Here is a 26,402-nt window from a genome sequence, read left to right on the forward strand (position 1 = left end):
AAAAAGGCGGGTGAAAACCCGCCTTTTGCACGACTCGGCGAAGTAAAGCCGGATGTTTGTGCTATCGGAAACATGCTTTTTCTGGAGGCCGTCATGGCCAAGACTGATATTGCGCGCCGCGTCTACAATCACGCATGGAAGCTCGATCCCATCGTCCGCAGCCTTCTGGATACGGACTTCTACAAGCTTCTGATGCTGCAGATGATTTGGGGCCTTTACCCCAAGGTGGACGCAACCTTCTCGCTCATCAACCGCACGACCTCGGTGCGCCTTGCCGATGAGATCGATGAGGGCGAATTGCGTGCGCAGCTCGACCATGCCCGCACGCTGCGTTTCTCCAAGAAGGAAATGATCTGGCTGGCGGGTAACAGTTTCTATGGCCGCAAGCAGATTTTCCAGCCCGAGTTCCTGAATTGGCTGCACGATTTCCAACTTCCGGAATATGATCTGCGCCGCAAGGACGGCCAGTACGAGCTGCATTTCCATGGACCGTGGTCGCACACGACCATGTGGGAAATTCCCGCACTTGCCATCATCAACGAGCTGCGTTCGCGCGCGGCGATGAAGAACCTCGGACCGTTTTCGCTCGACGTGCTTTATGCGCGCGCCAAGGCGAAGATGTGGAGCAAGGTTGAACGCCTGCGCCAGTTGCCGGGGCTGAAGATTTCCGACTTCGGCACGCGCCGCCGCCATTCCTTCCTGTGGCAGCGCTGGTGCGTCGAAGCGCTGAAGGAAGGCATCGGCGATGCCTTTACCGGCACCAGCAATGTGCTTCTGGCTATGGATACCGACGTGGAAGCGCTCGGCACCAATGCGCATGAATTGCCGATGGTGCTGGCAGCACTCGCCAAGAATGACGAGGAACTGCGCTCAGCCCCCTATCGCGTGCTGCAGGACTGGAACCGCTACTACGGCGGCAATCTTCTGATCGTTCTGCCCGATGCTTTCGGCACGGCTGCCTTCCTGCGCAATGCGCCGGACTGGGTTGCCGACTGGACCGGCTTCCGCCCCGACAGCGCCCCGCCCATCGAAGGCGGCGAGCGCATCATCGAATGGTGGAAGTCCCGCGGCAAGGATCCGCGCGAAAAGCTGCTGATTTTTTCCGACGCGCTTGATGTGGACACGATCGAGGAGACTTACCGTCATTTCGAAGGGCGTGTGCGCATGAGCTTCGGCTGGGGCACCAATCTCACCAATGATTTTGCAGGTTGCGCCCCGAAGGAAATCGAAGGGCTGAATGCCATCTCGCTGGTCTGCAAGGTGACGGATGCCAACGGCCATCCGGCGGTCAAGCTTTCCGACAATCCGCAAAAGGCGACCGGCGATCCCAAGGAAGTGGCGCGTTATCTCAAGTTCTTTGGAAATGAGGAGCGGGTGGAGCAGCTCGTCCGCGTGTGACGAGCTGCAACGAGCGATTAAAGCGCGTTTCGATCTGACTGGATCAGATCGGCGCCCTAATCTTTTGTTTTGACGCACATCTTATCCGAAAACCGTTTCACACTTTTCGGGATGCGCTCTATTCCATCAACCGTGCGGTGCCGGAAACGCGGATAGAGCCGCCGCGCTCATTGCCGATCTGGGCGCGCAGATGTGACGGACTGCCCATATCCTCGCCCTGAAAGACTTCGATCTCGCCGCCATGCGGCCAGCCGCTATCACGCAGATAGGCGGCAAAGGCCGCCGTGGCCGCGCCAGTCGCCGGGTCTTCATAAACTCCGCCGGAGGCAAACGGGTTGCGGCTGTGGAAGCGCTTCGGCGTCTCGGAATAGATGAGCAGGATCGTCGTCCAGCCTTGCCGCTTCATCAGGATGCGCCCGCGCGCCATGTCGTAATGCATCGAAGCCAGCTTTTCGCGTGAACGAAGCGGAAGCACGATATGATCCGCCCCGGCATGGATCAGGGCGGGTGCCAGACCGGGTGCCAGATCATCCTGTTCGAAACTGAACAGTGCCAGCGCCTGTTCCACTTCCGCATCATTGGCGGCACGCTGGCGCGTCGGCGGCGATTGCAGGCTGGCCGCAAACAGCTCGCCTTCCTTGCGGCCTTCGACGCTGATATCGCCATTGTTGAGCTTGAGTGCGAAACGTCCATCGCCCATGCGCATGGCCAACGCAGCGCCGAGAGCAATGGTAGCGTGACCGCAGAACGGCACTTCCATTTCCGGTGCAAAATAGCGAACGCGCCAGCTATCGTCCTCCGGTGCAGCAAAGGCGGTTTCGGAAAAGCCCACATCCTTTGCAATTTTCTGCATATCTTGCGGGGAGGGGAGGCGATCGGCGATCAACACTCCAGCGGGATTGCCGCCCTGATTGCCTTGCGAAAAGGCAGCAATGCGCAACACGTCCATGGTTTCTCCTCGCCAGTCTGATTCGTGTCCCGCCCACCCCTATAAAAGGCGTGAAATGTGGCTGGTCAAGCAGTCTGTCGGCTAGCGGAAACTATCAACAGCATAGGTCGTTCCATCTCCTCCGACAGTGCCGGCCATGCCGCGATCTGCTCTGGCGACGGATGCCATTCCTCCAGCCGGTTGATGGCAAATCCGGTTTCGATCAGCGCGTTGACGGTGGTGCTGAGGCGGCGATGATACTTGATGACGCCCTCTGCCAGCCAGTCAGTTCGCCTTTCACCTTCCACTGCATAATGATCGACCGGCCAGCGCTTCTGGCCGTTGCCTTCCTCGATCCAGCCCGGCGTAAGCGGCGCCATGAAGATCGGATGCTCGATCGTGAAAACAAAGCGACCTTCTGGCCGCAAAGCTGCATGGATCGCTTTCAAAAGACGCGGGAAGTCGCGGATATAGTGAAAGGCCAAAGAACTGTAGACGAGATCGAAGCTTGCTTCCGGCAGTTCCAGCCCTTCCATATCCGCCTGAATGTAGCGAACGGCGTCATCCTGTGTGTCGTGGCGCGCACGTTCGAGCATGTTCTCCGAAAGATCGTAGCCGGTGAGGGAGGCAGCTCCCTGTTCGCGGGCAAAGCGGCAAAACCAGCCGAAACCGCAACCAAGATCGGCAACGTCACGGCCGGTCAGATCAGGCAAAAGCGAACGGACAAGTGGCCATTCAGGCGCGCCTTCCAGCCCATGCACGGAACGTGGCAACTGGCTGTAAGCGGCGAAGAAGTCGTCGCGATCATAAATATTCTGGGCCATGGTCTATCGTTCGGTCAGTGCGAGTTTTGCCCCGAGCGCGACGAAGGCGGCAGCAAAGCTGCGGCGCATCCATGCAAGCACAGCGGGGCGCGAGATGATCTGGTTACGGACGGCGGCTGCGAACACACCGTAGAACGCAAACACCACGAATGTCATCGCCATGAAGACGAGAGACAGTTCCACCATGCGGGCAACCGTCCCGCCCTGCTGCGTATTTACGAATTGCGGCAGGAAGGCAAAGAAGAATATCGACAGTTTGGGGTTCAGCAGATTGACCAGAATTGCCGACCAGATGACCTCACGGTCCGAACGCGGTGCGTCATCGGTTTCGATCTTCAGTGTGCCATGCTCCTTGAGCGTCATCCACGCCATATAGAGCAGATAGGCAACGCCTGCATATTTGATGACCTCGAAAGCAAGTGCGCTGGTATGGAGCAGAGCCGCCAGCCCTGTCACGGCAGCCAGCATATGCGGCACGATGCCGAGCGTGCAGCCGAGCGCGGCAATGACCGAGGCCCGTGCGCCACGGGACAGCCCTGCCGCAAGCGTTACCAGAACGCCAGTACCAGGCGATGCAACGATGATGAAGGATGTCAGCAGAAATTCGATGCTCATGATGTTCTGGACTCCTGTTCGGGCCTTGTCGGAAAAGGTCGACGCAGGCCGGACGCATCATGTCACGGCTTTGCCTTGCGTCAATCTTTCATCTCATGCGCCCATGGCGGGTTTGCACCTGCACGCGAGACGGTGACGGCAGCAGCCCGGACCCCGAGCGCGACGGCGGAATGAATCTGGTCTTCAGTCAGTCCGGCAAGCGCGTCCTTGTCGAGAAGGCCCTGATTGTGAAGGCTGGCGAGAATGCCCGCATTGACCGTGTCGCCGGCGCCAACGGTGTCAATCACGTCCACTTTCACACCCGGCACGCGCACGGTTGCCCCGGTCGTATAGGCGTCAGCGCCATGCGCGCCCTTGGTAATGACCACCAGTTTCGGTCCGAGCTTCAGCCATTCGGCTGCGATTTCGTCGTGGCTGCCCTTTTCGCCAAACCAGGCGAGATCTTCGTCTGAAAGTTTCACGATATCGGCGAGCGCGATCATGCGCTTCATGCGCGCCAGATGTTTTTCGCGGTTGGTGATGAAGCCAGCACGAATATTCGGGTCGAGGAACATGACCCGCCTTGGTGCCTCACGCGTCATCAGCGCTTCATAGACGCTGCCGCACGGTTCGGAAATCAGGCTGATGCAGCCGAACAGCATGGCGTCGATGGCATCATCGACATAGGGCATGTCGCTCTCGGCCAGCATGCGGCCAGCAGTATTTTCATCATAGAAGGCGTAACGCGCCTGCCCATCGACCAGACGCACGAAAGCCAGTGTCGTTGGTCGATCCGAGATTGCGGCAAAGGAATAATCGACATTGGATCGCGCCAGATTATCGCGCAGTACCTCGCCAAAAAAATCCGACGAAATGCCTGAAAAGAAACCGGTCGGGACTTCGAGGCGTCCAAGCGCGATGGCCGTGTTGAAGACGGAGCCACCTGCGAAAGGCTGGAACGCGGTTTCCCCCGTTGCGGTTTCGCGTGGCAGCATGTCGATCAGGGATTCACCGCAGCAAAGGATCATGAAGGCACAACTCAGTTGTTAAATCGATTGAAACAGACATAACCACAAAAGCGCGAAGAATTTCAATCTCCGCGCTTTGTTAAGATGTCAGACGTGCTGGCCGCCATTGATATGAATTTCCGAACCCGTCACATAGGATGAGGCCTCGGAGCAGAGGAAGTAGATGGTTTCCGCCACTTCCGATGTCTTGCCGAGGCGGCGCATCGGAAGCTGTTCCACCAGCTTGTCGGTTCCCGGTGAAAGGATCGCCGTATCGATTTCTCCCGGTGCAATGGCATTGACGCGGATACCGTAAGGGCCGAAGTCGGAGGCCATTTCGCGGGTCAGGGCAGCAAGTGCGGCCTTCGATGTAGCATAGGCGGTTCCGGCAAAGGGGTGCACGCGGCTCCCCGCGATCGAGGTCACATTGACCACCGAGCCATGTGCAGCCTCGAGTTCCTTGAACAGGCCACGTGCCAGCATGATCGAGGCAAGGAAGTTGACCTGAAATACATCGCGCCAGACCGCCATGGGCGTTTCGATGGAATTCATGCGGCGTCCGCCCTCCGCCTTCGGCGAAATGCCTGCATTGTTGACCAGTGCATGAAGCTTGCTACCATCGGCTTCGAGACGGCGGCGGATCTCGGCGATTGCCTTGCCGACGTCTTCCTGATCGGCGAGGTCGACCTTGATGTGATCTTCCGGACCGGCAGGCCAGGGGCAATTGTCGGAAAAATCCTGTCGCGAGCAGGTGATGACGCGCCACCCGGCCCGCGAAAAACGCTTCACCGTCGCATGGCCGATGCCACGGCTGGCACCGGTCAGGACCAGAGTTTTACGTTCGGTATCCGCCTTGGGAGTATCGGAACCGGCAACGTCTGTTTTGGTGACTTGGGACATGGAAACCTCGCTCTCCAATCTTGAATAGACCAAGCCGCTCAAGATTTCGAGGGGAATTAAAGCGCATCACGAAAAGTGTGAAACGGTTTTCGGAAACTGTGCGTGTTAGCGGAAATAGTGAGAGCGTTGATCTGACTTAATCAGATCGAAACGCGCTCGAACAAGCTTGGATTGAAGCTGCTTCACTTGATCGCGAGTAAAGGCCGCCAGTGGCGGCCTCTATTGATGTTACTGTGAATTACCCATGATGATATCGAGCAATGTCGTGGATTTTCCTGGCTGCTGCGGCTGCCCGCCGCCCACGTCGCCTGGCGGCATCGGGCGGTAATTGTCATTGGCATTGGCCGGGTAAGTCGTAGCGCCGGGCTGTTCGGCGAGTGGGCGGCCCGTCTCATTCGACTGCTGGATGCTGTTGCGGGCCGTGGAATCCGGAGCAGGTGGCCAATAGCCGTCATCACCATTAGCCGCCATCGGCTGATTGCCATAGGAATCCTGCGGCATCATGCCGGGATCGTAAGGCGCATTCGGATCGATGCCATCGCTGCCACCGGGAACGACGTTCTGGATATCGTAATGGCCGGGAAGCTCGGCAACCGGCACGCCCTTATGTGCTTCCTTCATGAAGTTTTTCCAGGCGGCGACCGGTAGGGTCGAACCGAACACGCGCTTCATGCCCTTGCCGTCATCATTGCCGAACCATACACCGGTTGTGAGGTTGGCCGTATAGCCGACAAACCACGCATCGCGGAAATTCTGGCTGGTACCGGTCTTGCCTGCAGCGGGCCAGCCGAAGGCGGCGCGCTTTGCCGTCCCGTCTTCCACCGTGCGCCGCAGCATGGCGTTCATCATGCCGACATTGCGTTCGTCGATGACACGCGGGCCAACGCCATCTTCCTTCTGATAAAGAGTCTTGCCGTCGGAATCCGTCACCTTGGTGATGAAATAGACCGGCGCGCGATAGCCGCCATTGGCAAAAGGCACATAGGCATCGGTCAGTTCCAGCAGGGTCACTTCCGACGTGCCGAGTGCCAGCGAGGCATTGGCTTCGAGTTTGGACTGAACGCCGAGCCGGTGGGCCGTGTCGATCACGGTCTGCGGGCCGACTTCCATCACGAGCTGCGCCGCAACGGAGTTCAGTGAATGAGAAAGGGCGGTAGCCAGCGTCACCTGTCCCATATATTTGCCGTTATCGTTGCTCGGCGTCCATTTGCCGATACGAACCGGAGCATCGTTGCGTACCGAGTCCGGTGTCCGCCCCTGTTCGAGCGCTGTCAGATAGACGAAGGGCTTGAAGGATGATGCAGGTTGGCGGTGAGCATCGGTGACACGGTCGAACTGGCTTGTGGCATAATCGACGCCGCCGACCATGGCGCGCACTGCGCCGGTACTGTCAATGGAAACGAGCGCACCCTGACTGGCGTTCATCTTTGTGCCGCTCTGGGAAATCTGGTCCTTGATCGCCTCTTCACCTGCGCGCTGCAGGTTCAGATCGATGGTGGTCTGGACGGTGATGTCTTCCTTCGCTTCACCGATCAGCTCGGGTAGTTCCGCCACAACCTTGTCGGCAACGTAGTTTTCCGAGCCCTGCCAATAGGATGGCGCGCGCGTCATCGGTTCGCTTTCGGCGATGGCCATCTGGCTGTCATCGATCATACCTTCCTCGCGCATGGCGCCCAGCACCAGCTTGGCACGTGCGGCGGCGGCTTCCGGATCGCGGGCAGGCGACAGGCGCGATGGTGCCTTCAGAAGACCGGCAAGGGTTGCCGCTTCCATCAGGTTCACATCCTTGGCGGGCTTGCTGAAATAACGCCGGGAGGCCGCATCAACACCGAAAGCGCCGGAACCGAGATAGACCCGGTTCAGATACATCTCGAGAATCTGGTCCTTGGTGTATTTGTGCTCAAGCCAGAGCGCGAGCATGACTTCCTGCACCTTGCGCTCAAGCGTGCGGTCGGGAGAAAGAAACAGGTTCTTGGCAAGCTGCTGGGTCAGCGTTGATCCGCCCTGAACGGCGCGGCCCGAAACAACGTTGGTTACTACTGCGCGGGCAAGGCCGATGGGGTCAATGCCGAAATGCGAATAGAAGCGGCGATCCTCGATAGCGATGACGGCCTTCGGGATAAAGGGCGACATTTCATGCAGGCCCACGGCCTCGCCGCCGGTAGTCCCGCGATTGGCGATCAGGTTTCCGTTGACGTCAACGATACGCACATTCGGTGGACGATCAGGAATGGCCCAATCCGTCGTCGGCGGCATCTTGGCGGCGAAATAGACCAGCATGCCTGCAAAGGCGATACCGCCCCAGAGGCCGAGCACGAGGCACCAGTAGATCGAGCGGCGCAGAAAGCCGAAAAAGCCATGCGGCTTCTTCTTGCCACGTCGTGAAGCGCGTGGTTCCGGTTCTTCTGATTGCCTGCGTCGGCGCTGCTGTGAGCGTGCCATGCGATCCTCCTCGTCGACGCGAAAAACCTCGTCATCTTTTTTCTCTTCGCCACCGAAGGAAGGTTCGATGCGCCGGTTTTTATCGTCACGCGATGTCATGTCAGCCTGGATCCGCCCACCCGTTTGCCGGTCCAATCGTGATGTGGACCGGTCATTCTGAATAATGTCTGCGTGCTTTACGGGATTTTGTGCCGCAAAAGCAAATAAGGGCCTAATCCGGTGCAGGGTAAATGCGGCAGTTTAAAGGGACGTAAATCGTTCACACACAAAAAAGGCTCCGCGGGGGCGGAGCCTTTTCTCAGTTATAAGCCCGATTATGTGCTTATCCCAGGGCGACGAAATGCTAACGCATCATGCCCTGAAAATGCTCAATCGCCGCACAGGCTTAACCAAACGCGATGAGCCAAACTCATCGAGTTTGGTATTAGAACTTGTAAGCAACACCGAGGCGGATATCGTTGGTCTTGAACGAACCGCGTGTCGCGGTGTTGCCAAGGTCGAAATCCTTGTTGCCGAAATCGGTATAGCGATATTCGAGGCGCAGAAGGACATTGTCGGTCGCAGCGTAGTCAACGCCGGTACCAACAGTCCAGCCGGTCAGGGTCTTGTCGTTGTTATAGTCGCTGCCGCCGACATTGAGCGAGTTCTTCACGCCGCCGAAAGCAACGCCACCGGCGATGTAGGGCATGAAGCGGTCAACGGCATAACCAGCGCGTGCGCGAACAGCGCCCGACCACTGCAGCTTCGTTTCAGCTGAAGTCTGAACAGCGTTGCTGTTCGAAATATAGTCGTGCGACTTCTTCAGGTCGTTGTAGTCGAAGTTGCCGTCAACGCCGAGAATGACATTGTTGCCCATGTCGAAGTTATAGCCAGCATAGACGCCACCGATGAAGCCGTTCGGCTTGAACTCGTTGGACTGATCCGTGGACTTGTCATCAAGCTTGGCGCGGCCCCAGCCCCAGCCAATTTCACCACCGATATAAGCGCCGCCCCATGAGAAGGCGGGAGCTGCCATTGGGGCAGGTTCCTGCGAAACGATTGCGTCGGCTGCATAAGCACCGGTGCTGGCGACGACTGCAAGCAGGGAAGCGCCAAGTAGAATTCTGAACTTCATCGAAAACTCCTATAAAATATGTTCGATATGGATTTTTAGATAGTATTTCTATGTCATGATGTATGTATCATTATGGCAACATAAATATAGTTTAGAAATAACTTAATATACAATTTGTTATTATTCAATTTTTGCTTTACTAAAAAGCAAACTCCGAATGTTTTTCGTTCTATGTATTTTAGTTATCAATAAATTTTATCCAAATAAATTCAGGCCTATGCCAACGAAAAAAGGCCCCGCGATGCGGAGCCTTTTCAGATATGTTTTCAACCAGAATTAGAACTTGTATGCGACGCCGAGGCGAACTTCGTTGGTCTTGAAGTCCTGATTGACATTCAGGCCGCCAAACTCAATGTCCTTATCGCCATAGTCGGTGTAGCGATATTCGAGGCGAACGATCAGGTTGTCGGTTGCGGCATAGTCAACGCCGGCGCCTGCAGTCCAGCCGGTAAGCGTCTTGCTTTCGGAGAAGCTGCCGATACCGTCAATGCTGCCGCTGTTTTTGATGTTGCCGAATGCAACACCGCCGGCGAGGTAGGGCATGAAGCGATCAACCGCATAACCGACACGTGCGCGAACGGCACCGGACCAGCGAAGCTTGGTTTCGAAATCGCCAACTGCGAGGTCGCCGCTGTAGACATCGATGTCCTTGGAAACATCGTTGTAGGTCACGTCGCCGTCGATACCGAGAACGATGCTGTTGCCGAGATCGAAGTTGTAACCGGCATAGATGCCGCCGAGGAAGCCATCCGGCTTGACGTTGCCAAAGCTATAGACGTCGCCGCTGAAATCGGACTTGCCCCAGCCGTAGCCGATCTGGCCACCGATGTAAGCACCGCTCCAGGTAAAGGTTGGTGCAACCACAACCGGAACTGGTTCCTGCTCGATGACAGCGTCGGCAGCCTTTGCGCCTGTAGCGGCCACAAGGGCAACAGTCGATGCAAGAAGAAGGGCCTTGAGCTTCATGATAAACCTCCTGAAGGAAAGTCTCAGAACCAATATTTGTCCCTAATATAAGCGATTGCTGTCAAAAGTCTGTAGCAAACGAGACACATCAAGGGGAATGTCGCCAGAGCGGTACACGTTAGCGTGAGCACCCTGTGAGGAGTCTTGATGTCGTCAGGCGCTATATGGCGCAGGCACGCCCAAGTTATACCGGATGTAATTCCGCCGTTGTCGCGTTATAGAAAGCGACAGAACTTGCGGGGGAAACGGAAATGCATGACACGAAGGGCATGAATGGTCGGGTCGACTGGGTCGATATTGCCAAGGGTATCTGCATCATCTTCGTGGTGATGATGCATTCGACGCTGGGCGTGGAGAAAGCAGCCGGCGCCCAGGGCTGGATGCACTATGTGGTCGCCTTTGCCAAACCCTTCCGTATGCCGGATTTCTTCATGATATCAGGCTTGTTTCTCAGTCTTGTGATCGACCGGCCATGGCGGCGTTATCTTGACCGCAAGGTCGTGCATTTTCTCTATTTCTATATTCTGTGGCTGACGATCCAGTTTGCGTTCAAGGCGCCGGGCATTGCCAGCGAAGCCGGAGTTTCCGGTGTGGTGAACGCCTATCTGATGGCTTTCATCGAACCGTTCGGAACGCTCTGGTTCATCTATATCCTGCCTGTTTTCTTCATCGCGACGCGGCTTTTGAAGCACGTGCCGGTAGGCGTGACCTTTACGGCGCTGGCATTTCTCGAAATCCTGCCGATCCATACGGGTTGGATTATGGTCGACGAATTCTGCTCCCGTTTCGTCTATTTCTATGCGGGCTATGCTTTTGCTCCCGCCATCTTCCGGGCTGCGGACTGGCTTCGACAGCGCCCGCTCATCGGTGTTGCCGGACTGCTGGTCTGGGGCTTGATCGAATACAAGCTCGTCTTCATGCCAGTGCCGGAAAGCCTTGCCGCGCTGATATCACCCGCAAGCGACCTTCTGGATGGGCGGGGCGCAATCAGCGATCTGCCGGTCGTTTCACTTCTCCTGGGTCTGGTGGGTGCGCTGGCAATCATTTCCATATCTTCGCTCCTCAGCCCGCTGTCAGCCAGAAACTGGCTGCATCGAGGCTTGAGCTGGCTCGGTGCGCATTCGATTGTCGTCTATCTGGCTTTCTTCCTGCCGATGGCCATTGCCCGCGCAGCGCTGCTGAAACTCGGCATTGGCGATATCGGTACAGTCTCGCTCCTGACGACAGCTAGCGGCGTCATCGGTCCGGTCATTCTTTATGGCTGTATCCAGTGGAGCGGTTACGGACAGTTTCTGTTCCGCCGTCCCGGCTGGGCCTATATCGATCAGGCGCCGCAAAAGAAAACGGCGGCTACCGCCGCCGTTTGATCTCATCACGAATGGGCGAAAATGTCGTCCTCGGGCCAGCCCATCAGATCGAGTTCCGAGCGCGTTGGCAGGAACTTGAAGCAGGCTTCGGCCTGTTTCGCACGGCCATCGCGTTCCAGCCGCTGTTCGAGCACGGCTTTCAGACGATGCAGATAGAGCACGTCGGAAGCCGCATATTCGAGCTGCGCAGCCGACAGTGTTTCCGCTGCCCAGTCCGATGATTGCTGCTGCTTGGAAATCGAAACGTCGAGAAGCTCGTTGCAAAGCTCTTTCAGGCCATGGCGGTCCGTATAGGTACGGGTCAGCTTCGATGCGATCTTGGTGCAGAACACAGGTTGCGGCATGGTGCCGAAAGCCTGCGCCAGCACGGCCAGATCGAAGCGGCCAAAATGAAAGATCTTGGTGATCGAGCGATCCTTCAGAAGCTTGACCAGATTGGGGGCCTTCTTCTGGCCGGCTTCAATCTGAATCACATCTGCCGTGCCGTCGCCGGGCGAAATTTGCACCACGCAAAGCCGGTCGCGATGCGGGTTCAGGCCCAGTGTTTCGGTGTCGATGGCGACCGCATCGACTTGATAGTTGTCGAGGTTCGGCAGATCGTTCTTGTGAAAACGGATGGTCATTCAGTTATCCTTACTTCGCGGCGATTGCCGCCATAATACGTGCCCAAGAGCGTTGTCCCTTGTGGAAGGAGTTCAGCTCGTATTTTTCATTGGGCGAATGGATGCGGTCATCTTCGAGGCCAAAGCCCACGAGCAGCGATTCCATGCCGAGGAACTTGTCGAAGTCGCCGACAATCGGGATCGAGCCGCCCATGGCGATCAACACGGCTGGCTTCGGCCATTCGTCGGAAAGCGCATTCTTGGCCTTGGAAACAAGCGGTGAATCGTAGGGTAGCTGGATGGCTGGCGAGCCACCATGCGGATGGAACTCGACCGAACAATCGGCTGGCAGACGTTCCTTGACGAATGTGCGGAAGGCTTCGCGGATTTTGACCGGGTCCTGCTTGTGGACAAGACGGAACGAAACCTTGGCGGAAGCTTCCGCTGCAATGACGGTCTTGAAACCTTCGCCGGTATAGCCGCCGGTGATGCCGTTGACTTCAGCGGTCGGGCGCGCCCATGTCAGTTCCAGAACGCTGCGGCCTTTTTCGCCGGATGGAATGGACAGACCGATCGGACCGAGGAAGTTTTCAGCCGTGCGGCCAAGGCTTTCCCATGACTTCAGAATCTGCGTCGGTGTTTCTTCGACGCCCTCATAGAAATCGGGAACTGTCACGCGCCCGGTTTCGTCGTGCAGGTCGGCCAGAATTTTTGTCAGGATGTGGATCGGGTTTGCCGCAGCACCGCCGAAGAAGCCGGAATGGAGATCGCGATCGGCTGCCTTGATGACGATCTCCTCGCCGACGAGACCGCGCAAGCCCACGCTGATGGCAGGTGTTTCTGCGTCCCACATGGCCGTGTCGCAGACGAGTGCCACATCGGCCTTCAGCTCTTGCTTGTTGGCGTCGAGGAACGGCTTCAGCGATGGCGAGCCGGATTCCTCTTCACCTTCAAACAGGAGTGTCACCTTGACTGGCAGATTGCCATTGATCGCCTTGTAGGCGCGGCAGGCTTCCACAAAGGTCATCAGCTGGCCCTTGTCGTCGGACGTGCCGCGACCGGTCAGGATCTTGCGGCCATTACCCACGTCCTTGATAGCCGGATCGAAAGGATCGTTTTCCCAAAGATTTAGCGGATCGACCGGCTGCACGTCATAGTGACCATAGAACAGCACGTGCGGCGCATCCGGTGTCGCGCCTTCATGATGGGCAACCACCATCGGGTGGCCGGGCGTGTCGCGCACACTGGCATCGAAACCGATTGTCTTCAAATCTTCGACGAGCCATTCCGCAGCCTTGCGGCAATCGGCCTTGTAGGCCGGGTCGGTCGAAATCGACTTGATCCGCAAAAGATCGAACAGGCGATCGAGGCTCTGATCGAGATTGGCGTCGAGGTGGCTGAGTACTTTGTCGAGCGATTGCGCAGACGATTGCTGGGACATGGAAATTTCCTGACGAGTCGTAACGTAAACTGGCGGCACACTACAACCAGCGTCGTCAGGATGAAACCCGGTTTGGAAGAAAGAAGAGCCTCGATAAAATGAATTGGCCGTTACGGTGAGGGGGTACCGCAACGGCCATGTCACTACACTCAAAGCGGTAGCCCGGAGAGGGGAATGAGGCTACCGCTAGCATCCGGCATCCAACGGGGGACGGGTCAGAAAACCGGCGACCGACGAACTGTCGATGACTGAGATTTGGCCTTTCAACTGTGGCTATTCAAGGGCACGGAAGATTACAAATCTGTAACAAACGTGTTACCGCGACGTGATGGGTTTTCTTTCACGTGGACGGATGTTTCTCCTGACACGGGAGTGGTTTTCTTTAGGCGTCATTTCCTCTAATTCTAGCTTATGAAAAAAGGCGATCATCTCTTTCTCGTTGACGGCTCGGGCTATATTTTCCGCGCCTATCATGCCCTGCCACCGCTGACCCGCAAGACGGATGGTCTGCCGGTCGGCGCCGTCTCGGGCTTCTGCAACATGCTATGGAAGCTCTTGAAAGATGCGCGCAACACCGATGTGGGCGTGGTGCCGACCCATTTTGCGGTCATCTTCGATTATTCGTCGAAGACGTTCCGCAATGAAATCTATCCTGAATACAAGGCCAATCGCACCGCGCCGCCGGAAGATCTCATTCCTCAGTTTGGCCTCATCCGTCAGGCAACGCGCGCGTTCAATCTGCCCTGCATCGAGAAGGAAGGTTTCGAGGCTGACGACCTGATCGCGACCTATGCCCGTATTGCCGAGCAGGCTGGCGGCGATGTCACCATCGTTTCGTCCGACAAGGATCTCATGCAGCTCGTGACGCCAAGCGTATCGATGTATGACAGCATGAAGGACAAGCAGATTTCGATCCCGGAAGTGATCGAGAAATGGGGCGTTCCGCCGGAAAAGATGATCGACCTGCAATCGCTGACCGGCGACAGCACCGACAATGTTCCCGGCATTCCCGGCATCGGGCCGAAGACGGCGGCGCAATTGCTGGAAGAATTCGGCGATCTCGATACGCTTCTGGCCCGCGCTTCCGAAATCAAGCAGAACAAGCGTCGCGAGAACATTCTGGCGTTTGCCGACCAGACGAAGATTTCGCGCGAGCTGGTTACACTCAAGACCGACGTGCCGCTGGATGTCGATCTGGACAGTCTGGTGCTGGAGCCGCAGAACGGCCCGAAGCTGATCGGCTTCCTGAAGGCTATGGAATTCACTTCGCTCACTCGCCGGGTGGCCGAAGCGACTGACACCGACGCATCGGCTGTCGAGCCGTGCCATGTGGAGACAGACTGGGGCGCGGATGCCCATGGTCCCGATGTCGATGTTCCCGCCAAGGCTGATAATGCTGCGTCGCAACCGACATCCGCTGTCGCTGCCTCGGATCAGGGCTACACGCCGAAGGCGCTCGCAGAAAAGCGGGCGACAGAAGCAGCCGCACAGACAATCGATACGAGCGCTTATACCTGCATTCGCGATATCGCCACGCTGAAACTCTGGCTCGCAGAGGCGGTTGAAACCGGTGTTTTGGCCTTCGATACGGAAACGACGTCGCTTGATCCGATGCAGGCGGAGCTGGTTGGTTTTTCTCTGGCCTTGGCGCCGGGCAGAGCCGCTTATATTCCGCTCCAACACAAGTCTGGCGCCGGTGATCTTCTCGGCGGCGGCATGGTCGAAGGACAAATTCCGCTGGATGAGGCGCTGGCCGCTTTGAAGATCGTGCTTGAGGATGCTTCCGTTCTCAAGATCGCGCAGAACATGAAATATGACTGGCTGGTCATGCGCCGCCATGGGATCAATACAGTCTCGTTCGACGATACGATGCTGATTTCCTATGTGCTGGATGCTGGCACGGGTAGCCATGGCATGGACCCGTTGTCCGAGCGCTGGCTCCGTCATACGCCAATTCCCTATAAGGATGTGGCGGGAAGCGGCAAGAGCGCTGTCAGCTTCGACATGGTCGATCTCGACCGTGCCACGGCTTATGCGGCAGAAGACGCCGATGTGACCTTGCGCCTGTGGCAAGTTCTGAAACCGCGTCTTGCAGCTGAAGGGCTGATGTCGGTCTATGAGCGTCTGGAACGTCCGCTGGTCGATGTTCTGGCGCGCATGGAAGAACGCGGCATTGCCGTTGACCGCCAGGTACTGTCGCGTCTTTCCGGCGATCTGGCACAGGCTGCCGCTGCCTATGAAGACGAGATTTACGAACTGGCAGGTGAAAGATTCAATATCGGTTCGCCCAAGCAACTTGGCGATATTCTGTTTGGCAAGATGAGCTTGTCGGGCGCGTCGAAGACCAAGACCGGTCAATGGTCCACGTCTGCGCAGGTGCTGGAAGACCTTGCTGCGGAAGGTCATCCGCTGCCGCGCAAGATCGTCGACTGGCGTCAGCTCACCAAGCTCAAATCCACCTATACCGATGCGCTACCGGGGTTCATCAACCCGGAGACAATGCGCGTTCATACGTCCTATGCGATGGCGTCCACTTCAACCGGACGTCTTTCGTCATCCGACCCGAACCTGCAAAATATTCCGGTTCGCACAGCCGAAGGCCGCAAGATCAGGACGGCCTTCATCGCCGAACCCGGCAACAAGCTGGTTTCTGCCGATTACAGCCAGATCGAACTGCGCGTGCTGGCCCATGTGGCCGATATCGCGCAACTGAAGCAGGCCTTTGCCGACGGCATAGACATTCACGCCATGACGGCATCCGAAATGTTCGGCGTGCCGGTGGAAGGTATGCCGTCGGAAGTGCGCCGCCGTGCCAAGGCGATTAATTTCGGCATCATCTACGGCATTTCTGCATTCGGCCTTGCCAACCAGTTGTCGATTCCGCGCGAAGAAGCAGGGCAATATATCCGCACCTATTTCGAGCGCTTCCCCGGCATCAAGGATTACATGGAGGCGACCAAGGCTTTCGCGCGCGAGAATGGCTATGTCGAAACGATTTTCGGGCGTCGTGCGCATTATCCCGATATCAGGGCATCCAACCCGCAGGTTCGTGCGTTCAATGAGCGCGCGGCCATCAATGCGCCGATACAGGGTTCCGCCGCCGACATTATCCGCCGCGCCATGATCCGCATGGAAGATGCGCTGGCGGAGCAAAACCTTGCCGCGCGCATGTTGTTGCAAGTGCACGATGAACTGATCTTCGAAGTGCCTGATAATGAAGTCGAAAAGACCATACCGGTCGTTCGTCACATTATGGAAAATGCGGCGATGCCTGCCGTCTCGCTTGCGGTGCCACTGCATGTCGATGCGCGCGCAGCGCATAACTGGGATGAGGCGCATTAGAGCGCATTCCGAAAAGTGTGAAACGGTTTTCGGGCCAAATGCGCGTCAAAAAGGACCAGAGCGGCGGTACGATTCAATCGGATCGAGTTGCGCTCAGAGGTTTGGCCGGTTGACCTGAGCGGTCCAACCCTATAGGGAAGCATCAATTCTGTTGCTTCGGTGGTCGTCAGGGGAGTCGTGGACAAGTGGGTTCACGACCAATGGGTATACGGCTTGAGAAGCTTTTTTCGTGAAAGTGGTTCATGTCTTTGCCCGAAACCATCGCTCCGGCTCTGTCCGGAGCATTAGCCGCTCGCGGTTATAATACACTCACCGCCGTTCAAAACGCCGTTCTGGCGCCTGAAACGCTTGATGCCGATCTTCTCGTTTCCGCACAGACCGGATCAGGCAAGACGGTCGCTTTCGGCCTCGCAATGGCCAACACCATCCTCGAAGACGAGCTGCGTTTCAGCGATGCCGGTGCGCCGCTTGCCATGATCATCGCGCCGACGCGCGAACTGGCACTTCAGGTTCGCCGCGAGCTGGAATGGCTTTATGCCGATACCGGCGCGCGCATCGCATCCTGCGTTGGCGGCATGGATATCCGCACCGAGCGTCGCGCGCTGGAACGTGGCGCTCATATCGTTGTCGGTACGCCAGGACGTCTGCGCGATCATATTACCCGTGACGCTCTCGACATGTCGGAGCTGCGTGCTGTCGTTCTCGATGAAGCCGACGAAATGCTCGACATGGGCTTTCGCGAAGATCTCGAATTCATCCTCGGCGAAGCACCGGAAGACCGCCGCACGCTGATGTTCTCGGCAACCGTGCCGAAGCAGATTGCCCAGCTTGCCAAGCGCTTCCAGAACGATGCACTTCGCCTCACCGTCCAGAGCGAAACCAGCCAGCACGCCGATATCGACTATGTCGCCATGCCGGTGCCGCCGCATGAGCGCGACCACGCGATCATCAATACGCTGCTCTATTACGATTCACAGAACTCGATCATTTTCTGCTCGACCCGCGAAGCGGTGAAGCATATGGCAAGCCGGCTCTCCAATCGCGGCTTTGCCGTGGTTGCGCTGTCGGGCGAACTGAGCCAGGCCGAACGCAACAACGCCTTGCAGGCAATGCGCGACGGTCGTGCCCGCGTCTGCGTGGCAACCGACGTTGCCGCGCGCGGCATCGATCTGCCCAATCTCGACCTCGTCATTCATGCCGATCTTCCGAACAATCCCGAGACGATGCTGCATCGTTCGGGGCGTACGGGTCGCGCCGGTCGCAAGGGCACCTGTGTGCTGGTTGTGCCGTTCTCGCGTCGCCGCACTGCAGAGCGCCTTCTGCATATGGCGAAGCTCGATGCGCAGACGGTTCCGGCACCAAGCATCGCTGCTGTTCAGGCCAAGACCAATGAGCGTATTTTGAATGCGGAAGTCTTCAACCAGCCGGTTGAAGAAGAATATCAGGATCTCCTGAAGGCGCTGACCGAGCGTTATACGCCGGAACAGATTGCCGCTGCTTTCCTCAACCGCGAAGTGGCTTCCTATCCGGCAGCGGAAGAAGTTTCCGATGCACCGGTGCATCCGGTTGGTGGCAAGAAACCCAGAGATCGTTTTGAAAAAGGCGAACGTTCTGACCGTGGCGACCGCTTCGAACGCGGCGAGCGTCGTGAGCGTGGCGAGCCGGGCGAACGTTTCGACCGCAATGCACACTTTGACGGCGTTTGGTTCTCGGTTTCTGCCGGTCGCAAGCATCGCGCTGATCCGAAGTGGCTGCTGCCGCTCATCTGCAAGGCGGGCGATGTTTCCAAGCGCGATGTCGGTTCGATCAAGATTTTCGACAATGAAACCCGCTTCGAAATCACGGCTTCGAAGGCCGATGAGTTCCGCCGTTCTGTCGAAGAACGCGGCACCGGTGAAAAGGGTCTTGTGATCCGCACTGCCGTTGCAGGTGCAGGCGGTGACGCTGCTCCGCGCGAAGGCAAGGGCGGTTTCAAACCACGCGGCGACAAGTCCAAGGAAGGCGGCTTCCGGGATGGCTACAAGAGCGACGGCTATAAAGGCGACCGCTCGAAAGGCGACAAGTGGGACAAGCCACGTGATTTCTCCCGTGGAGACGACTTCAAGAAAGACGGCTTCAAAAAGGGCGGTAAAAAGCCTGAAGGCGGCGGTTACAGCAAGAAGCGTCGCGGCGAGTAAATAACCACGATAAAAGAAAAGCCCGCTAAATAGCGGGCTTTTCTTTGGGTACTATAAAACCCCGAGAAGCTTTCCGGCTTTTCGGGGTTTGTGTTTTTTAAACGTCCAGATTGGCAACGCTCAGCGCGTTTTCCTGAATGAACTCGCGCCGCGGTTCCACGTCATCGCCCATCAAGCGCGAAAAGAGTGAATCAGCATCGGTCGCATCCGTCACCTTGACCTGCAGTAGCGAACGCACATTCGGATCGAGCGTGGTTTCCCAAAGCTGTTCGGCGTTCATTTCGCCCAAGCCTTTGTAGCGCTGCAGGGTCAGGCCCTTGCGGCCCGTCGCAAAGATTGCGTCGAGCAGGCCCATCGGGCCGGAAAGTGTCTCCACCTTGTCCTTGCGGCGCAGCACAGGCGGCTCGGCAAAGACCTCTGACAGACGCGAAGCCACGCGGTCGATCTGACGAGCATCGGCAGAACCGAGCAATGCCATGTCGAGAATGGCAATGTCCTTCACGCCGCGCACCATGCGCTCAAAGCGATAGCCGCCATCTTCCGTCACATGTGCTTCCCAACCACGTTCGGTTTCTTCCGAGATCATGTCGAGACGCTTTGCAACAGTATCGGCGGAACGCTGTGCGGTTGCATTGTCCCTTGATGCATCCGGATGCAGGAGCCCCGCGATGGCAGCCTGCTCCACCACGCGACGGTCATAGCGCGTGTGAAGACCCGCCAGAAGCTGACGCATGGTGCGTGCATCTTCCACCACCGAACGCAAGTCAGGCCCGGCGCGAACTTCGCCGCTTGCCATTTCCAGCGTGGCTTCTTCAAGACCCGTCTCAATGAGGAAGTCTTCGAAGGCGGCCTCGTTCTTGATGTATTGCGAGGACTTGCCACGCGAGACCTTATAGAGCGGCGGCTGGGCGATATAGATATGGCCGCGCTCGATCAGTTCCGGCATCTGCCGGAAGAAGAAGGTTAGCAGCAATGTACGAATATGCGCGCCGTCGACGTCAGCATCGGTCATGATGATGATCTTGTGATAGCGCAGCTTGTCCGGGTTGAAACCGTGCGTTTCATCCTTGCCGATTGATGTGCCGAGCGCAGTAATCAGCGTGCCAACCTGATCGGATGAGATCATGCGGTCGAAGCGGACGCGTTCCACATTGAGGATTTTGCCGCGCAGCGGCAGGATGGCCTGGTTCTGGCGCGAACGACCGCTCTTTGCAGAGCCACCTGCCGAGTCACCTTCGACGATGAAGATTTCAGATTTGGCCGGATCGCGCTCCTGGCAGTCGGCGAGCTTGCCGGGCAGGGACGTCACGCTCAGATTGCTCTTGCGGGTGATGTCGCGCGCCTTGCGGGCAGCTTCACGGGCAGCGGCTGCCTGAATGACCTTTTCGACTACAATCTTGCCGCCAGCCGGATGTTCTTCCAGCCACGTCGAAAGCGCTTCATTGACGAGGCTTTCCACAACCGGGCGAACTTCCGAGGAAACCAGCTTGTCCTTGGTTTGCGACGAGAACTTCGGATCAGGAACCTTGACCGAAAGAACGGCGGTCAGTCCTTCGCGGCAGTCATCGCCGGTCAGCGTCACCTTTTCCTTTTTGGTCATGCCCGAAGCATCGGCATAGCCCGTCACCTGACGGGTCAGCGCGCCGCGGAAACCGGCCAGATGCGTGCCGCCATCGCGCTGCGGGATGTTGTTGGTGAAGCACAGCACCTTCTCGTGGTAGGAATCGTTCCACCACATGGCGACTTCAACCGTCATGCCGTCTTTTTCACTGCGGATATAAATCGGCTCGTCCAGAAGCGATTTCTTGCTCTGGTCGATATATTTCACGAACTCCACAAGCCCGCCGTCATAGTGCAACTCATGCTCCACCACGTCCGCATGACGGCGGTCGGTGAGCTTGATGCGAACGCCGGAATTGAGGAAGGCGAGTTCGCGCAGGCGGCGCTCCAGCGTATCGAAATCGAATTCGACCATGCTGAAGGTATCGGGCGAGGGCAGGAAGCTGACTTCCGTACCCGTCTCCGCACCGGCATCACCGGTTACCACGAGCGGGGCATCGGCCACGCCATGGGTAAAGCTCATCTCATGAATCTTGCCGGCACGACGGATCTTCAGCTTCAGCCAGATCGACAGCGCGTTCACAACCGAAACGCCAACTCCGTGCAGACCACCGGAAACCTTGTAGGAATTCTGGTCGAACTTACCACCGGCGTGAAGCTGGGTCATGATGACCTCGGCCGCTGAAACGCCTTCTTCCTTATGGATGTCGGTCGGAATGCCACGACCATTATCGGTCACGGTGCAGGAGCCGTCCGGGTTGAGGGCGACGGTGACAAGCGTGGCATGTCCTGCCAGCGCTTCGTCGATCGCATTGTCCACGACCTCGTAGACCATATGATGCAGGCCGGAGCCGTCATCCGTGTCACCGATATACATGCCGGGACGCTTGCGAACAGCATCCAGGCCTTTCAGAACACGAATGGAATCCGCGCCATACTCGGCGGGGGCTTCGGAATTCATCTCGGGCATCTCGCTCATGAAAATCTTTCGAAAAACGCGCTGCGAATGCAGCTTCAAAGATATGTCGAATCACGCGACAAACATGGCTTTAATATAGGTGCTAAAGGCTTTTTTTCCAAATTTTGGCGGTAAATTTGCCGGGGATTCCGGCAGTTGGTTCATATGAGAACAGTACCGGCACCGCTTGGCTTCTGGAACCGCCACAATTGACGCTTATATCGGGTTTGACGGGGGCGTTCTCGACCTGTTTTATGACGAAAGGAACGCTTGATGGAAATTGCGAACGTCATGAGCGAAAGACCGGTTCCATTTGTGCCGCCCGCACCGCGCCCGCGCGAAAAGCCGGTGGGGCGTTTCGAGATGATGCAGGTCGTCTACAAGAACCCGCTCGAGCTTTGGGGTGAGCCTTCCTATAACGAGCGGTGGATTTCCGTCAGCTGGTTCGGCATGAAAACCATCATCGCCAATGATCCGGGGCTGATCCGCCATGTGCTGGTCGACAATGCAGCCAATTATCCCATGTCCGCCATTCGTCAGCGCGTGCTGCGCCCCTTGTTGCGCGACGGCCTGCTGACGGCTGAAGGCCAGGTGTGGAAGCGGTCACGAAAAGCGATGGCGCCGGTTTTCACGCCGCGTCATATCGGTGGTTTTGCCGAGGCCATGCGGGACCGGTCGCTGCAGTTCGTTGAGCGATACAAGACCCCCGGTACGATTACCGATGTCGCCCATGACATGACGCTCCTGACCTATGATATTCTGGCGGAGACGCTGTTTTCCGGCGAGATCGCAGGCGATCCAAACGATTTCGCACATCAGATCGACAAGCTGTTCGAGACCATGGGGCGGGTCGATCCGTTCGACCTTCTGGGGCTGCCCGACTGGCTGCCGCGCCTCACGCGGTTGCGCGGACAGCAATCGCTGGGTTTCTTCCGCGAGCTGGTCTCAAACACCATCGCGCTGCGTAAAACGCGCATGGACAGGCAAGAAGACGTGCCGAGCGACTTCCTTACCCTGCTGTTGCGGGCCGAAGGACCAGATGGCCTGAGCCGCTCCGAAATCGAGGACAACATCATCACCTTCATTGGTGCCGGTCACGAGACCACCGCTCGCGCGCTTGGCTGGACGCTCTATCTACTCGCGAAGGCTCCGCGTGAGCGCGAACGTATCGAAACGGAAATCGACGGCTTTTTTGCAAAAGGCGGACGTGATCTGCCGCCGCAGGAATGGCTGGCATCGCTGCCTTTCACACGTGCGGCCTTCGAGGAGGCTATGCGGCTATATCCGCCAGCGCCGTCGATCAATCGCGAGGCGGCGACCGACGATACATACGATGACTTGAAAATCCCGAAGGGCGCGACCGTGCTGGTTATGCCATGGGTCATTCATCGTCATAGGCTCTACTGGGACCAGCCGGACGCTTTCATGCCTGAACGCTTCTGGCCCGAAAACCGCGACAAGCTCGACCGCTTCCAATATTTGCCCTTTGGGGCAGGCCCGCGCGTCTGTATCGGCGCGAGTTTTGCCTTGCAGGAGGCTGTGATTGCGCTTGCCATCTTGCTCGACGGACGTCGCTTCGAGGTGCTGGAAACGACGAAGCCATGGCCCGTGCAGAAGCTCACTACTCAGCCGCAAGGTGGTCTACCGATGAAAGTGATGAAGCGCTGATTAGCTCTTAAGGCGTTCAGCGTGCCATTTCAGATGATCATCCATGAAGGTCGAGATGAAGAAATATGAATGGTCATAGCCTTCACGCATATTGAGCGTGAGAGGAATGCCAGCCTTCTTGCAAGCCTCTTCCAGAAGCCACGGACGCAAGCCATCATCGAGAAAACCGTCTGCGGTACCCTGATCGACCAGAAATTCCGGGAACCGATAGCCGTCTTCGATGAGCAGCGTGGCGTCATAGGCGCGCCAAGCCCGTTCTTCCGGTCCGAGATATTTTTCCAGTGCCGGTCTGGACCAGCCTGCAGTAGAAGGTTGGACGATAGGTGCAAAGGCGGATGCTGACTTGAAGCGGTCCGGGTTCTTGAGCGCAATTGTCAGCGCACCATGTCCGCCCATGGAATGGCCGGTGATCGCCTGTCGCGACATATCGAGCGGGAACTCGCGTCCCACCAGATCGGTCAGTTCCTTCGTAATGTAGCTATACATCTGATAGTTTTTGGCAAATGGCTCCTGCGTGGCATCGACGTAGAAACCAGCACCTTTGCCGAACTGCCAGTTGTCCGGCTCATCCGGAATGTCATCGCTCCGCGGGCTTGTATCTGGGCAAATGACGGCAATTCCCAGCTCTGCGGCCATTTGCCGATATTCGCCCTTGTCCATGACATTCTGATGCGTGCAGGTAAGGCCGGAAAAATACCAGAGTACCGGTACCGGACCGCCTTTTGCCTGCGGCGGCAGGAAGACGGCAAAGGTCATGTCGCACTGGTTCGTCTCGCTTTTGTGGCGATAGACGCCTTGCATCCCGGCGAAGCTCTTTGCGGTCGAAATGGTTTCCATAGAGAATTCCCAGTTGTGTTCAGCTTCCGAGCGCCACTGCGACATTGACAGACGCGGCGACCAGCACGGTGTTGAAGAAGAAGGAGACGATGCTGTGCAGCAGCGTGACCTTGCGCATCGCAGGCGTCGTCACACTCGTATCGGAGGTTTGCGCCGTCATGCCGATGACATAGGCGAAATAGGCAAAATCCCAGCCGGAAGGTTCCGATGTTCCGGGAAATTCAAAGCCACCGCGATAACGGCTGGCATGGCTGGTATCGTCGCCAGCCGGTTCGCCCGGCTGCCAGTATACGTGTGCATAATGCAAGGCCGTCATCATATGAATGGTGAACCAGCCGAGTGGGACAGACGCAAGTGTCATGACCAGTGAGAATGTATCGGCCTTTGTTTCGCTGTTGATGAGAAGGAACAGCGAGACGATTGCGACGAGAACGGTCGCGAAAGTCACCAGAAAGATGATCCAGACAGGTTCGTCAGCACTTGCGGCGTGCTTTTTCAAAAAGCTGACCGTGAGCTTTGGCAAGGCAGACGCCGCCAGCCCCAGATAGAGCACGAAGAAGCAGTTTGCACCGATGACCGGGGCAAGAGAGCTTTTGAAAAGCCAGGCAATGATGAATGTTGTTACGCCACCAAGAGCGCCAAGATAGAACGACATATGGCGGCGCAGCAGAAACATCAGGCTGCTACTTCCTTTGGATCTAACCGCATATCGACATGCGGTATACCATCTTCGAGATACTCTTCCGAAATCGCGACAAAGCCGAACGACCCGTAGAATTTCTGCAAATGGCTCTGTCCGCCAAGTTCGATCGCTATGCCCGGAAAACGGGCATGAGCGAAATCGATTGCCTCTTTCATTAGGCGCTGACCAAGCTTGTAACCACGATAATCCGGCGCCACGACGACGCGCCCGATTTTCACCGGCTTGCCAGCCTGTTCCGGTGGCAGAACTCGCAGCGATGCTGCAAGTTCCTCGCCGTCGAGAATGCGCAGGTGAAACGCCTCGAAATCCTTGCCGTCGATTTCCGGGTAAGGGCATTTCTGCTCCACCACGAAAACGTCCACGCGCAGCTTCAGCATCGCATAAAGCGCGCGCGGGCTCAGATTGTCGAGTTCATCCCATTGGGAAACGAGAAGCTTTTCACTCATCAGTAGACAATCACCGAACGGATGGACTTGCCTTCATGCATCAGGTCGAAGGCCGTGTTGATTTCATCGAGCGGCATGGTGTGGGTGATCAGATCGTCGATGTTGATCTTGCCGTCCATGTACCAATCGACGATTTTCGGAACATCCGTGCGACCGCGTGCGCCGCCGAATGCGGTGCCTTTCCAGACGCGGCCTGTGACCAGCTGGAACGGACGCGTGGCAATTTCCTTGCCCGCTTCTGCCACACCGATGATGATCGATTCACCCCAGCCGCGATGGCAGCATTCCAGCGCCTGACGCATGACGTCGGTATTGCCGGTAGCGTCGAACGAATAATCCGCGCCGCCATCGGTCAGGTCCTGAATGGCCTGCACCACCTTGTCATTGCCGACTTCGCGCGGATTGATGAAGTCGGTCATGCCGAACTTCTTCGCCATCTCGACCTTGGATGGATTGATGTCCACGCCGATGATCTTGTCGGCGCCGACCATGCGCGCGCCCTGAATGACATTGAGGCCAATGCCGCCAAGACCGAACACTACGACATTGGAACCCGGACGAACCTTGGCGGTATAAATCACTGCACCAATACCCGTGGTCACGCCGCAGCCGATATAGCAAATCTTGTCGAATGGCGCGTCTTCACGCACCTTGGCAACCGCGATTTCCGGCAGAACGGTGAAGTTCGAGAAGGTCGAGCAGCCCATATAATGAAACACTTCGCCGCCATCGCAGGAAAAGCGCGTGGTCTTGTCCGGCATCAGGCCCTGACCTTGCGTAGCGCGGATCGAGGTGCAGAGGTTCGAGCGCTGCGACAGGCAAGTTTTGCACTGGCGGCATTCCGGCGTGTAAAGCGGGATCACATGATCGCCCGGCTTGACCGAGGTCACGCCTGCGCCCACTTCGCGAACAATGCCCGCGCCTTCATGGCCAAGGATCGCCGGGAATTTGCCTTCGGAATCGAGACCCGAAAGGGTGTAGGCATCTGTATGGCAAACGCCCGTCGCCATGATTTCGACCAGCACTTCGCCAGCCCGTGGACCGCCAATCTCGACTGTTTCGATGGTGAGCGGCTTTTTCGCCTCCCACGCAACGGCTGCGCGTGATTTCATGACGATGTTTCTCCCT

The 26,402-nt window shown here is 57.3% G+C and carries 20 protein-coding genes; 5 read left to right on the top strand and 15 right to left on the bottom strand.

The window, feature by feature from the left end; translation table 11 throughout:
• Positions 1–93 precede the first annotated feature (93 nt).
• Complete coding sequence (gene pncB / locus CES86_RS13715; RefSeq protein WP_094514677.1) at positions 94–1,398, top strand: nicotinate phosphoribosyltransferase; 1,305 nt, start codon at positions 94–96, stop codon at positions 1,396–1,398.
• A gap of 118 nt (positions 1,399–1,516) precedes the next feature.
• Here the strand turns inward: pncB and CES86_RS13720 are convergent, their stop codons facing one another.
• The 8 genes from CES86_RS13720 to CES86_RS13755 form a co-directional block, all read right to left on the bottom strand.
• Positions 1,517–2,347 (bottom strand): PhzF family phenazine biosynthesis protein, encoded by an 831-nt coding sequence (locus CES86_RS13720; RefSeq protein ID WP_011982342.1) that lies wholly within the window; start codon positions 2,345–2,347, stop codon positions 1,517–1,519.
• Positions 2,348–2,412: 65 nt separating this feature from the next.
• Positions 2,413–3,150 (bottom strand): class I SAM-dependent methyltransferase, encoded by a 738-nt coding sequence (locus CES86_RS13725; RefSeq protein WP_094514638.1) that lies wholly within the window; start codon positions 3,148–3,150, stop codon positions 2,413–2,415.
• 3 nt (positions 3,151–3,153) lie between these two features.
• Positions 3,154–3,765 carry a LysE family translocator gene (locus CES86_RS13730; protein ID WP_094514640.1) on the bottom strand — a complete coding sequence of 204 codons (612 nt, stop codon included), beginning with the start codon at positions 3,763–3,765 and terminating at the stop codon, positions 3,154–3,156.
• Positions 3,766–3,845: 80 nt separating this feature from the next.
• Positions 3,846–4,772, bottom strand: a complete 927-nt coding sequence (locus CES86_RS13735; RefSeq protein WP_094514641.1) for a carbohydrate kinase family protein — start codon at positions 4,770–4,772, stop codon at positions 3,846–3,848.
• A gap of 87 nt (positions 4,773–4,859) precedes the next feature.
• Positions 4,860–5,651 (bottom strand): SDR family NAD(P)-dependent oxidoreductase, encoded by a 792-nt coding sequence (locus tag CES86_RS13740; protein WP_010657966.1) that lies wholly within the window; start codon positions 5,649–5,651, stop codon positions 4,860–4,862.
• 228 nt (positions 5,652–5,879) lie between these two features.
• Positions 5,880–8,192: a transglycosylase domain-containing protein gene (locus tag CES86_RS13745; protein WP_094514643.1), complete on the bottom strand. Its 2,313-nt coding sequence runs from the start codon at positions 8,190–8,192 to the stop codon at positions 5,880–5,882.
• Between the two features lie 325 nt (positions 8,193–8,517).
• Positions 8,518–9,207 carry an outer membrane protein gene (locus CES86_RS13750; protein WP_011982346.1) on the bottom strand — a complete coding sequence of 230 codons (690 nt, stop codon included), beginning with the start codon at positions 9,205–9,207 and terminating at the stop codon, positions 8,518–8,520.
• A 276-nt stretch (positions 9,208–9,483) separates the two neighbouring features.
• Positions 9,484–10,173, bottom strand: a complete 690-nt coding sequence (locus CES86_RS13755; RefSeq protein ID WP_010657969.1) for an outer membrane protein — start codon at positions 10,171–10,173, stop codon at positions 9,484–9,486.
• Between the two features lie 251 nt (positions 10,174–10,424).
• Here CES86_RS13755 and CES86_RS13760 point away from each other — a divergent pair, with 251 nt between their 5' ends.
• Positions 10,425–11,540 carry an acyltransferase family protein gene (locus tag CES86_RS13760; RefSeq protein ID WP_094514644.1) on the top strand — a complete coding sequence of 372 codons (1,116 nt, stop codon included), beginning with the start codon at positions 10,425–10,427 and terminating at the stop codon, positions 11,538–11,540.
• A gap of 5 nt (positions 11,541–11,545) precedes the next feature.
• Here the strand turns inward: CES86_RS13760 and CES86_RS13765 are convergent, their stop codons facing one another.
• Together CES86_RS13765 and CES86_RS13770 are read right to left on the bottom strand one after the other, a co-directional pair.
• Entirely contained in the window at positions 11,546–12,163 is a 618-nt protein-coding gene (locus CES86_RS13765) for a ribonuclease D (RefSeq protein ID WP_011982348.1), read from the bottom strand.
• A gap of 10 nt (positions 12,164–12,173) precedes the next feature.
• The gene (locus tag CES86_RS13770) at positions 12,174–13,583 is read right to left on the bottom strand and encodes a dipeptidase (protein WP_010657972.1); all 1,410 of its coding nucleotides are present in this window, start codon (positions 13,581–13,583) and stop codon (positions 12,174–12,176) included.
• 411 nt (positions 13,584–13,994) lie between these two features.
• Here CES86_RS13770 and polA point away from each other — a divergent pair, with 411 nt between their 5' ends.
• Entirely contained in the window at positions 13,995–16,925 is a 2,931-nt protein-coding gene (gene polA, locus CES86_RS13780) for a DNA polymerase I (RefSeq protein WP_094514646.1), read from the top strand.
• Positions 16,926–17,167: 242 nt separating this feature from the next.
• Positions 17,168–19,102 (top strand): DEAD/DEAH box helicase, encoded by a 1,935-nt coding sequence (locus tag CES86_RS13785; RefSeq protein WP_010657974.1) that lies wholly within the window; start codon positions 17,168–17,170, stop codon positions 19,100–19,102.
• Positions 19,103–19,199: 97 nt separating this feature from the next.
• Here the strand turns inward: CES86_RS13785 and gyrB are convergent, their stop codons facing one another.
• A complete protein-coding gene (gyrB, locus tag CES86_RS13790; protein WP_094514647.1) occupies positions 19,200–21,641 on the bottom strand; it encodes a DNA topoisomerase (ATP-hydrolyzing) subunit B in 2,442 nt (813 codons plus the stop codon).
• Between the two features lie 252 nt (positions 21,642–21,893).
• Here gyrB and CES86_RS13795 point away from each other — a divergent pair, with 252 nt between their 5' ends.
• Positions 21,894–23,288 (top strand): cytochrome P450, encoded by a 1,395-nt coding sequence (locus tag CES86_RS13795; protein ID WP_181834080.1) that lies wholly within the window; start codon positions 21,894–21,896, stop codon positions 23,286–23,288.
• Here CES86_RS13795 and fghA read toward each other — a convergent pair whose 3' ends face one another.
• The 4 genes from fghA to CES86_RS13815 are packed head-to-tail and all read right to left on the bottom strand — an operon-like array spanning position 23,289 to position 26,386.
• Positions 23,289–24,125 carry an S-formylglutathione hydrolase gene (fghA, locus tag CES86_RS13800; protein ID WP_094514649.1) on the bottom strand — a complete coding sequence of 279 codons (837 nt, stop codon included), beginning with the start codon at positions 24,123–24,125 and terminating at the stop codon, positions 23,289–23,291.
• Between the two features lie 19 nt (positions 24,126–24,144).
• Positions 24,145–24,801: a DUF1345 domain-containing protein gene (locus CES86_RS13805; RefSeq protein WP_094514651.1), complete on the bottom strand. Its 657-nt coding sequence runs from the start codon at positions 24,799–24,801 to the stop codon at positions 24,145–24,147.
• Positions 24,801–25,274: a GNAT family N-acetyltransferase gene (locus tag CES86_RS13810; protein ID WP_094514653.1), complete on the bottom strand. Its 474-nt coding sequence runs from the start codon at positions 25,272–25,274 to the stop codon at positions 24,801–24,803. The genes CES86_RS13805 and CES86_RS13810 overlap by 1 nt, the downstream gene beginning before the upstream one ends.
• Positions 25,274–26,386, bottom strand: a complete 1,113-nt coding sequence (locus CES86_RS13815; RefSeq protein WP_011982356.1) for an S-(hydroxymethyl)glutathione dehydrogenase/class III alcohol dehydrogenase — start codon at positions 26,384–26,386, stop codon at positions 25,274–25,276. Before CES86_RS13815 ends, CES86_RS13810 begins: the two co-directional genes overlap by 1 nt.
• Between the last annotated feature and the right edge of the window lie 16 nt (positions 26,387–26,402).

The sequence above is a fragment of the Brucella lupini genome (assembly GCF_002252535.1).
Classification (GTDB): Bacteria; Pseudomonadota; Alphaproteobacteria; order Rhizobiales; family Rhizobiaceae; genus Brucella; species Brucella anthropi.